The organism is Candidatus Stygibacter australis (genome assembly GCA_030765845.1).
Taxonomy (GTDB): domain Bacteria; phylum Cloacimonadota; class Cloacimonadia; order Cloacimonadales; family TCS61; genus Stygibacter; species Stygibacter australis.
This window is the reverse complement of record JAVCDJ010000202.1, coordinates 1-10,343: the sequence shown is the minus strand read 5'-3', so window position 1 is coordinate 10,343 and position 10,343 is coordinate 1. Positions and strand designations below refer to the sequence as shown.

Below are 10,343 nucleotides of genomic sequence, written 5' to 3'. Positions count from 1 at the left end.
CACAAATTCAGGGGCAATAAAAATAACTCCTCAGAATGAATCAATTTTCAAGTACCATATAGAAGAAGGAAATCTAATTGGAACAAAAACTAATAAATAGCAAAATTACAGTTGCAATATTCAATTTTAATGGTTTTAGAGAACCAATAATTAATGGGAAAGGGAGAATTGTAACTACTGTTGAAAGTTTGCTTGAGCATATACCGCAATTTAAAGAAATGAATGTATTATTTGTTGATAATGAATCAACAGATGGATCATTAGAATATTTAAGAAACTTATCATTTGGTAAAATAATTCAAATTAAGAGATTAGTAAAAGATATATCATGGAGTGCAACTACCAAAAATAATATCTATAACCTTAATCAAGTAATTAAATTGATTGATACTCCATATTTTTGGAGAATAGAAGATGATTCATATTTTTATAATTCTAAATTTGTTGAAAAGGCAATTGATGTTCTTGATTATGATAAAAGTGTTGATATAATACACCTTAGAAGATGGACAAAAATGGATGCTAAAGATATGCCGGGGGTTGGTAGAAATTTAAATAGAATTCAAAGTATAAAACGCACACCTAATGGGAATAAGTATTATTTAATCCAAAAATTAGAAGATAATATGATATGGATTTTAGTTAAGGATGATTTGGAAAAAGAATTTATACCCGATGAACAATCTGGATATGGAAAATGTCCAATGGGAGAGAATGAAATCGGGAGTGTCAGAATAAATAGAAAAGGTAAATATGAAAGATTATTAACTGAAAAGTGGGCTACATATACAAATCATGGTTGGATATGTAGGACTGATTGTTTAAGATTTGCTTTTAGTAATTATAAACCATTATCCGAAGGCGATTTAGCTTCAATATTTAAAATGCATTTTTATGCAGCAAAGCTTGATCAAGATGCATTTGTAGCTTTTGGGTGGAGAACAAGAAATACAGGATGGAAGGAAGATGATGCAAAAAGAATATTCGAATATGTAAAAAATAATAATTACTCCTCAACGAAAGAATATAATATCTTAGATAATGATTCGTATTGATCAAAACAATTGTAAGTCTCTCGTAGAAATATTTAGCAACCGAAAGGAATTTAACAAATGCTATTAATCTACAATTCGATAAAATTGTCTGAACCCCGAGATTACTTTGACCTGATAGCCAGAAAACGCTTATTTCCAGATCAGAGCTTTGATACCATTTATTTAGATAAAAAGCCAGAATCTTTCGCAAAATACACACATTTATTAATCACAGGTTCAGAGCTTTCTGCCAGCCAGGGTTCAGATTATGATACTGATATTTTGCAGGTTATAAGTAATTTTGTGAAAGCTCATAAACCGGTATTAGGCATCTGTCATGGACATCAGATGCTGGCTCGATATTTGGCTGGAGATGAATATTGCCGCAGAGCAGTTCAGCCGGAGTTTGGCTTTAAGCGCATGAAAATTACTGATGATGAACTATTTGCCGGGATTCATGAGCCCATTTTTCTCGAATCGCGTTATGATGAAGTCTTTGATCTACCTCCGGAATTTAAGATCATTGCTGCCAATGAAGCTGAAGCCGTACAGGGTTTCAGATATAAGGACCTGCCTGTCTGGGGTATTCAGTTCCACCCAGAATTCTTATATGAAGATGGTGAAGACATGCTGCAGAAGCATCTGGCTCAGAATCCGCAAGACAAAAGTTACTATCGCAATGATTTGACTGATAAACAGCAACTTGAGCAAAATCTGAAGATCTTTACAAATTTTATTAACTATTAGTAAATATACCTTGCGAATGGTTTTATCCTTCGCAATGGTAATTCGTGAGACGTGAGACGTGAGTAGTGAGACGAAATGTAATGCCCCTTTCATCAGTCACGTAATCACCATTCAGAAGGTTTTAGTCTCGTTATTTAAATTATCTTGACCGAAATCAGGAGATTTCACATATTTATTCAGTTTTACCTAAAAGGAGCAGGATATGGTTCAGTTAATAGGAATAATTATTTTTTTGGGTTTATACAAAAAAATAAAGCCTTTACTCAAAGATAAAAAGACTGTTTTTAAAATTCTGATAGGTCTTATCATTCTCCGTAATATTGGATTTATTGGTGTTTTGGGTCATTCTGAGATAGGTGGATTGATCCTCGGTTTCATCAATGGTGGAATAATCCTTTCCATTATCAGTCTGCTCTCGATTGTATTTAAGCAAAAATCAGAGAGTGATGATGAGAAACCTGAGCAACCTGTAATTCAAAATGATGGTGCACGCTCTGGAGAACATGAACTTCCTCCCGCTGCTTCTCGCACTAAAACAGTAAAACCACATTCGGTTGAATCCCACACAGAAAGCTTTTCACTCAAAGAAAAAGCCACAGCACTGGCTGCGGTTCGCAAGTATCTTGAAAGTAGAAACTATCGGGTTCTTGATGGTGATAATACAGATTTTGATCTGATCGCTATCGATAGCCAGGATATTGAAAGTTATATTACAATTATCGCTTTCAAGCAAAGTAATAACGATAATGAAATCTACCTGCAGGAAGATAAATACGATAAAATCGTTGAATTAGGCAGACAGCATCGTCTTTTTATTGTCACAGATTGCTTTGAAGATCAAGACTCAAAATATCTTGGTAATTATGTTACAATATATTATCTTGATAGCCCTATTGATGAAACAGGATTCAAGAAGCAGGGTGCTAGATATGTAAATAGCCTGCGTAAACTAAAAAAATACAGTTATGATCAGGAGATCAGTGTCCGTCTGAATTCTATAGATTAAAATTTCCCCCAGTTTCTATTTAATCTCTTCTTATTTTATATAAAGAAATAATGAAGTGCCACAACTCAACCCGGCATGACATTTTTATGTTATGCCGGGTTGAGTTGTGGCACTTCGGACTTAGTTAAAAAAAACGACAAATTACAGGTGGATGCTGTTCAATATAACTAATTGAAAATTATAATGAATAGTAATTTTTAGCAGAAAAAAGTGCACATATCCATCATATTTGTCAATTTTTGTGAAATTGACATATTCCCTGAAGGGGAATTACTATAATAGCCCTGGGTTGTTGTATTTCAACCCGGGGTCAAATTGACCACCCTCACCTTCCCCTCCCCCAAACACCGGCGCAGCCGGTGTTTGGGGGAGGACGGTGGCTTTTGGCATCAACCCCAGGTAGTCACTTCGTGCCGACCTGGGGCTATTATAGTGAATCCCCTTCAGGGATAAATTAACCATAAAGATTGAACAGTCTCTACAGGTGGAAGTGTGACAAAATAACAAATTAATTGACAGAATATTCCGATTGTTGAGATTTCCAGTATTAATCTCAGTCAATAACTGGAGGGAAAATAAAATGGCTAAAAAAGAAAAAGTGAAGCCAGAGATAAAAGAATTTAAGAATTACCAGCTTCTGGAAGGATTATCCAATCGAGCACTATTTCAGATCAAGAGCATGTTGCTGGAAAGGAATTATAAAAAGGGCGAGTTGGTATTCAAGAAAGATTATCCTCAGGTAGTATTATACTTTGTGGCGAAGGGTGATATCAAGATCTATCTTGATAATGATGGTGAGGAGATTGAATTGATCCATAAGAAGCAGTACGAGCATTTTGGTGAGATGGCACTTGTGCTGGATTCCACGCGCACAGCAAGTGCCCGGGCAGAAGAAGATAGTGTACTGCTGGCGATGACTTCCAAGGATTTCCATGAGTTTGTGGATAAAAATCCCAAAGCTGGTGTAACGCTGCTCTTTAATATTAGTAGATATTTGAGTGAAATATTAAATAGAAGTAATAAAAAATTAGAAGATAATCAGAAGTAGCAAAATGAAAGCAAAAATTAATATCACCCGGATAATTTTCGGATTGTTAGCAGGAGCAGTAGTTGTACTTACTTTTTTATTCTACCAGAGTGTTATCTGGATGGTTTTTGGAGCGATAATATTTTCTTATCTTCTCAAGCCAGTGGTAGATTTTCTAGAGAAATATCGGATTACCCGTTGGTTAGCAATTTTACTTGTTTATTTATTGATAGCTGCTCTGCTGGCATTAGGGGGGATATTAGTAGTTCCTGTTCTCAGCAGTCAGCTGCAGGATATGGGGACAAAAATTACGGATATTGCATCTAAAAGTGGGAGTATAGAGGAATTCAGGATAACTGACGTGGAATTGTTCAGCAAGCTTTTTACTCCCTTGATAGAATTTACTGAGAAAACCAACCTCTTTGATCTCGATAAATTATTCCAGGGATTTTTGTACTATATGCAAAAGGTGGTTACTGATATACCTAATAAAATAAGTCTTTATGCTGGTAAGATGTTCAACTTATTCACATTTCTATTTATGGTGCCTACCTTAGGATTCTTTTTCCTGAAAGACCGGGAACAATTCCGGCAACAACTATTTAAACTTATTCCTAATCAGTACTTTGAATTGACGGTGATCATAGCAGAGAGAACAGATAGTGTATTAAAGACCTTTTTTCGAGCGATGATGCTGGAGATGCTGATAGTGGCAGCGATGTCTTCCATTGCCATGATAATTGTGGGCGTGCCCTATTCAATTGTGGTGGGATTGATTGCCGGTATTGGTAATGTGATCCCCTATCTGGGACCAGCAGTGGGTATTGTGGCAGCTACGATCTCGATATTACTAAGTGGTTCTCCACTGGTAATGATCATTTCTGCAATAATTGCCTTGCAAATAGTGCAATTTCTGGAAAATAGATTTATTTACCCCTTCGTGATGGCAAAAAGTATGGAAATGCACCCCATGATAATCCTGCTTACTGTTCTGGCTGGTGGATATACAATGGGTTTTTTAGGGATGCTTTTTGCTGTACCACTGGTATTTATGGTAAAAGAAATTTCCACCATTCTAATTGGGAATCTGCGCAAGTTCGAGATTTTATAAATAACCAGGTACAATTTTGTCCTTACCCATACTGGCGTCCGGCTGGTTTTGCGATTGAGGTCATTGTTGCAGATGCAATTGTCCGGGGAGGTTCGGATGAATCATTGGTCCAGTATTGCCAAAAGTTTGAGAGCTCATTTCAGCATCTGATTAAAGCAGAATTAGGAAGAATAATTGAGCTGGAAACTATTTATATGCAATATGGACGGGATATTCTGAGAGAAATGGATACGCATCAAAAATTGATCAAGGTGCTTTACAGGAGGTGTAATTGTGCTTAGAAAACTTATTATTACTATCTTGCTGATTGGTACGTTTGGTTTGTATGCTAAGGTAAATGAGAAAAATATTTTATTTACGATCAGGTTTGGTCAGGGAGGATTTTCTGATAGCAGATCCGATATTGATAAGCTTGGAGGAGGGCAGCTTGCCTTTGATTTGAAACTGGCTAGATTTCCTTTGGCATTATCACTTTCTGGAGAATCTTACACAAATGGTCCAGATCCAACACATTCTTATGAAATTGCAGATATGAAGGTTTTGAATCTGATCTATATGAAGAAAGTGTCACACCGAATAAACCTGTTTTCCGGTGGAGGGATTTGCTGGCTGGAAGTGCCTGATAATGCGGGTGGCTATGATAATGGTATCGGGATTGATGCGGAACTGGGGATCAATGTAATAGTATTTTGGAAACTGGGGCTTTATGGGATGTATAAATATCTTTATGCAAATGATAACGGGCTTATTGATTTTAACGAACATATCGGTATGCTGGGAATAACATTTAATTTTGGTTTATAAGTAAAAAGGTTAAGGAGTTAGAAATGAAAAAAATTATATTTGCTTTTATTATTTTGACATCAATATTCTGCATTTATGCAAAAAACGATTTTCATTTTGCAATTTTGGGAGATAGAACCGGAGGTGCAAATCAGGAGGCTTTTGATGAAGTTATAAATGAGATAAACAGCCTGAGACCTGATTTTATCATCAATGTCGGTGATTTTGTGGAAGACGGAAGAATTGCCGGTGATTGGGATGTCCCTCTGAAATCTATTGAGATTTTAGATTGTAAGCTGTATTTTGTTCCCGGGAATCATGATATCATTGATGAAAATTCAGCGCAAATATTTAAAGAAAAAACCGGTTTTGATCCTTTTTATTCTTTTGATTACCAAAAAACTCATTTTGTCGTTTTGAATAATGCCACGATATCCAGATATGATGAGTTTGATGAGGAGCAGGTAAACTGGTTGATCAAAGATTTGAATGAGAATCGGGAATCAGAAAATATATTTGTCTTTATGCATAAGCCATTTTGGGCAAATCAGATTGCATCAGAAAAAGAGGATCGTTTTCATGAGATATTTCTGCAAAATAATGTTGATGCTGTGATTACAGGTCACTGGCATCAATATGCTCATAATCAATATGATGGGATTGACTATTATTTGGTGGGTAGCTCCGGTGGAAGTATGCCAGACGAAAATGTGGATATGGGAATATTTTATCAATATATGATGTGTAAGGTTGAAGATGATGAACTCTACACCTCATTAATAAAGTCAGGGAATATTTTCTCTGAAGATTTAGTAACAATTGAGGAGGAACAACTATCTTACAATATCCCCAATAGCTATATCACTCTGAATAGCCGAAGTGATACTGAAAAAAGGTATTTCATTGAGTTCAGTGTCATCAATAAAACTGATAAAACCATCAACAGCGATTTGATAATAGAGAGTAATGACAATTGGATTACACCAGAAAAAAATATCAAACTTACTATCAATCCAGGCGACACACTGAAAAGTGAATTTGTGATGGAGAACAATAAGAATATGTTTCCACTTCCTTCTGTAAAGTTTTCATATCCTTTTGGGCGGGGAAAAATATATGAATATGAAAAGGCAATATTTATTCCAAGGGTAGTAAATTGTAACTATGTAAAGAAAATCCCAAAAATTGATGGAAAGATTTCTGAAAAAGACAGGGCTAAAGCATTCATTGTAAACAAATTTGCAGATAATGAAGCTCAGCTTTCTGAAATAGATGATTCAGAGCTATTCTTTTTGATTGATAAAGAATATTTGTACATAGCATCAATCACTGGAAGTATTTCTGACAGCTTAAAAGCTTCCTGTACTGAAAGAGATGAGGAAGTATATGCTGATGATGCTATAGGTTTTTTGCTTTCTGGAGAAGATAGAGTAATCTATCAATTTTATGTTAATACAAGTGGAGTTATCTGGGATATGAAATCTGATTTTAATGCTGACTCACATGATCTGGAGTGGAACGGAAATATTGAGGTTAAGACAAGAATAAATGATAGCAACTGGATTGCGGAAATTAAAATCCCATTAGCAGAATTGAATTTTGAGAATGTATCAGAATTGAATTTCAATTATTGCCAATACCGTCAGTATGAAGATTCATCACTTTACTTTCAACCTGAATGGAGTTATGATTCAGTGAAAAATGGTACAATAAAAATCATGAAATAGATGACCCAAACAAAAACCAGGTGCATGACCTGTCGGAGCGTAATGATTGAAAACTGATCCCTCTGCAAAGGTTAATCAAATCTCCAACCTGGATCCTGATGCAGACATAAGAGAAATTATACTGCTTCAATAATCTGAAGAAAAAGATTTAAACTACTCCCCTAATCTGCAATTAGACAGAGATGGGGGAGTGGTAATTCATTTCAAAGAGTACAAACTACGTAAATCTGAGATTTTATAATTTGCTTGATAGAAAATTACATTTACTAAATTGCTGACATGTGAATTATGACTAAGTAATGAAACATGAGGGGATAAAATGATCAGAAAGCATAAATGTCTGGCATTATTTTCAGGGGGACTTGATAGTTTATTAGCCGTGAAACACATGGAAAAACTGGGTTATACAGTGATCCCGATATTTTTTGAGACTCCTTTTTTTGAAGCAACGTCCGCTTTGAAAGTTGCACAATCTAATGGAATAGACCTTCAGGTAATTAACGTGATGCCCGAATATCTGGATGTATTAAAGAATCCACGCTATGGCTATGGCAAGAACATGAACCCTTGTGTGGATTGTCATGGATTTATGTTCCGTAAAGCTGCTGAGATGATGCAGGAATATGGAGCAGACTTTTTGATATCAGGTGAAGTTATAGGTCAGCGTCCCAAATCACAGCGAAAGGACAGCATGAATGCCGTGGCAAAATTAAGTGGTGTAAAAGACCTGCTGGTGAGACCATTATGCCAAAGATTTCTGGCAGACACCTTGCCCATCAGGGAAGGTTGGGTTGACAAAGCTGAACTTCTGGATATTCAGGGAAGAGCGAGATACCGTCAGCTTGAACTGGCACGTGAATATGGTGTGATCGAGTTTCAGAATCCTGCCGGAGGTTGCAAACTCACTGATATTAAATATTCACGCAAATTGAAAGATCTCCTGGTGCATGACCAGATCAATGATGAAAGCATCAAATATCTCAATTACGGCAGGCATTTCAGATTGAATGAAAATACCAGACTGGTTGTGGGCAGGAATATGGAGGAAAATGAGCACTTATCGCTAATAACAACTGATGAGATTGTAATTAAAGCAGTTGATTATCATGGCCCTTTGGGTATCATCTGCACGGATGGAGAGGTCACCGAAAATGAGATTGAGATGGCTGCGAGGATTGTGCTGCGTTATAATAACAAGGTTGAGAGAGAATCTGAAGTAGGCTGGGGGAAGAATTTTGCCTTGAATAATATCATCAAGGTCGAAAAATATACACCAGAAGAAGTAGAAGATTTAATGATCAAATAGATTGGAGAAAAAAATGGACTTAAAAAGATTTAATATACTACCGGAATTTGGCACAAATACGTATCTGGTGTGGGATAAAGACAGCCGCGAAGCGATCTTGATCGATCCCGGGGCAGCATCTCAAGATATTATCAACTATGTGAATACTAATAGTTTGAATATGACAGCAATCGTGAATACTCACGGGCATGTTGACCATATTGGAGGGAATAAGTATTTTCATGAGAAATGGGATGTACCTATATTTATCCACTCTGCTGATGCCATGAAACTAATTGACCCAAGACAGAATCTAAGCAGTTATATGGATGAGGAAATTATCTCACCTGCTGCTGATAGGCTGCTGGAATCTGGTGATAAGATCAGGTTAGGAAAAAAGGAACTGGAAGTGATCCACACACCAGGTCATACGGCTGGGGGGATTTGCTTATTATATGATTTTCTGCTGTTTGCCGGTGACACCTTATTTAAGGGAAGTATTGGCAGAACAGATTTTCCTGATGGAGATTTTGAAACTCTTAAGCATTCAATAAAAACCAGGATATATGTATTAGCTGATCAGACAATGGTCTTTCCAGGTCACATGGAAGCAACCCGGGTAGGTATTGAAAAAAGAGAGAATCCTTTCGTGAGAGCGGAGGGATAGGATAATTGTCAGGGTTCAGTACGAGCTTAAAAGTAAGACTATTTATTTTAATATTAGTGATTGCAGCATTTTGCCAGGCAGAGAAGCCATTCTATATAGATTTTGACTGGGACAGCGTAAAAAATTACAATAAATTCCAGCAGGACTTCTTTTATATGTGCAAATTGCTGGAAGATTCTCATCCGGCATTATTTGAAGAGATTCCTAAGCAGGATTTTATTAAAAAGAAAAACCTTTTTGCCGGAAGTCTGGAACTGGTTGTTAATAAGCAAACCTTTGCTGTGATGCTTCAGAAATTTGTATCTCAGTTAAATGATGGACATACTCAGATATATTATGCAGACGGTTTTGGAGACCTGCGAGTACCAGTAGTAATGTCATGGTCGGGAGATCATCTCTATATTTCCAATGTTAATCAGGGGCTTAATATAAATCTGATCGGTAAGAAGGTATTACGTGTAGGCAAAGTAGCTGCAGACAGCCTTGAAAAGATGCTCGGACCCTACGTTTCAGCAGAAAACCGTTACTGGAAACGCTACCAGTTAACAAATTTGATGAATATGGTGGGCTTTTTGCTGCTGACTGACGTGATAGATCAGGAGGAAACTATCCAGTTAGTAGTGGATATTGATGGGCAAGCCAAGTTACTCGACCTGGAGAATTCCACTCAGGTTAACTGGTTGAAACCAGTTCAGCATCCCGTTACTGCTTACAATCAGGATCTGTTCTCTTATAAGATATTGCCAGAGATAAAAACCTGCTATTTTCAATTCAATGAATTCAATGATCTTCAGACGGTGAGGATGTATCATAAATCGGGTATAATTGAAGATGATGAGTTTGATGCATACCATAAGGAAATTGAGGAACGGGGTGGAGATTTCCGCATTTTCCTGGAAAGGATGTTTTCCGATATTTATCAGCAGAAAATTGAGAATCTGGTGATAGATGTGAGG

General features: G+C 36.6%; 10 protein-coding genes. All 10 read left to right on the top strand.

Going from position 1 to position 10,343, the window contains the following annotated elements; all coding sequences use genetic code 11:
• Positions 1–77 precede the first annotated feature (77 nt).
• On the top strand, positions 78–1,055 hold the full coding sequence (locus RAO94_10170) for a glycosyltransferase family A protein (protein MDP8322703.1): 978 nt from the start codon (positions 78–80) through the stop codon (positions 1,053–1,055).
• 57 nt (positions 1,056–1,112) lie between these two features.
• Positions 1,113–1,781: a type 1 glutamine amidotransferase gene (locus RAO94_10165; GenBank protein ID MDP8322702.1), complete on the top strand. Its 669-nt coding sequence runs from the start codon at positions 1,113–1,115 to the stop codon at positions 1,779–1,781.
• Positions 1,782–1,983: 202 nt separating this feature from the next.
• A complete protein-coding gene (locus RAO94_10160; protein MDP8322701.1) occupies positions 1,984–2,787 on the top strand; it encodes a hypothetical protein in 804 nt (267 codons plus the stop codon).
• 580 nt (positions 2,788–3,367) lie between these two features.
• Positions 3,368–3,835 (top strand): cyclic nucleotide-binding domain-containing protein, encoded by a 468-nt coding sequence (locus RAO94_10155; GenBank protein ID MDP8322700.1) that lies wholly within the window; start codon positions 3,368–3,370, stop codon positions 3,833–3,835.
• A 4-nt stretch (positions 3,836–3,839) separates the two neighbouring features.
• Positions 3,840–4,925, top strand: coding sequence for an AI-2E family transporter (locus RAO94_10150; GenBank protein MDP8322699.1), 1,086 nt, complete (start codon positions 3,840–3,842; stop codon positions 4,923–4,925).
• Between the two features lie 273 nt (positions 4,926–5,198).
• Positions 5,199–5,729 carry a hypothetical protein gene (locus RAO94_10145; protein ID MDP8322698.1) on the top strand — a complete coding sequence of 177 codons (531 nt, stop codon included), beginning with the start codon at positions 5,199–5,201 and terminating at the stop codon, positions 5,727–5,729.
• Positions 5,730–5,752: 23 nt separating this feature from the next.
• Positions 5,753–7,435, top strand: a complete 1,683-nt coding sequence (locus tag RAO94_10140) for a metallophosphoesterase (GenBank protein MDP8322697.1) — start codon at positions 5,753–5,755, stop codon at positions 7,433–7,435.
• Positions 7,436–7,754: 319 nt separating this feature from the next.
• The gene (locus tag RAO94_10135; GenBank protein MDP8322696.1) at positions 7,755–8,741 is read left to right on the top strand and encodes a tRNA (5-methylaminomethyl-2-thiouridylate)-methyltransferase; all 987 of its coding nucleotides are present in this window, start codon (positions 7,755–7,757) and stop codon (positions 8,739–8,741) included.
• A 13-nt stretch (positions 8,742–8,754) separates the two neighbouring features.
• Positions 8,755–9,387, top strand: a complete 633-nt coding sequence (locus RAO94_10130; GenBank protein MDP8322695.1) for an MBL fold metallo-hydrolase — start codon at positions 8,755–8,757, stop codon at positions 9,385–9,387.
• Between the two features lie 56 nt (positions 9,388–9,443).
• Positions 9,444–10,343, top strand: a 900-nt coding sequence (locus tag RAO94_10125; GenBank protein ID MDP8322694.1) for a hypothetical protein, incomplete at its 3' end; no start/stop codon positions are given.

Coding starts and splice junctions, on each gene's coding strand:
- RAO94_10150 (MDP8322699.1), top strand. CDS start 3,840: ATGAAAGCAAAAATTAATATCACCCGGATAATTTTCGGATTGTTAGCA.
- RAO94_10140 (MDP8322697.1), top strand. CDS start 5,753: ATGAAAAAAATTATATTTGCTTTTATTATTTTGACATCAATATTCTGC.
- RAO94_10130 (MDP8322695.1), top strand. CDS start 8,755: ATGGACTTAAAAAGATTTAATATACTACCGGAATTTGGCACAAATACG.
- RAO94_10135 (MDP8322696.1), top strand. CDS start 7,755: ATGATCAGAAAGCATAAATGTCTGGCATTATTTTCAGGGGGACTTGAT.
- RAO94_10165 (MDP8322702.1), top strand. CDS start 1,113: ATGCTATTAATCTACAATTCGATAAAATTGTCTGAACCCCGAGATTAC.
- RAO94_10155 (MDP8322700.1), top strand. CDS start 3,368: ATGGCTAAAAAAGAAAAAGTGAAGCCAGAGATAAAAGAATTTAAGAAT.
- RAO94_10160 (MDP8322701.1), top strand. CDS start 1,984: ATGGTTCAGTTAATAGGAATAATTATTTTTTTGGGTTTATACAAAAAA.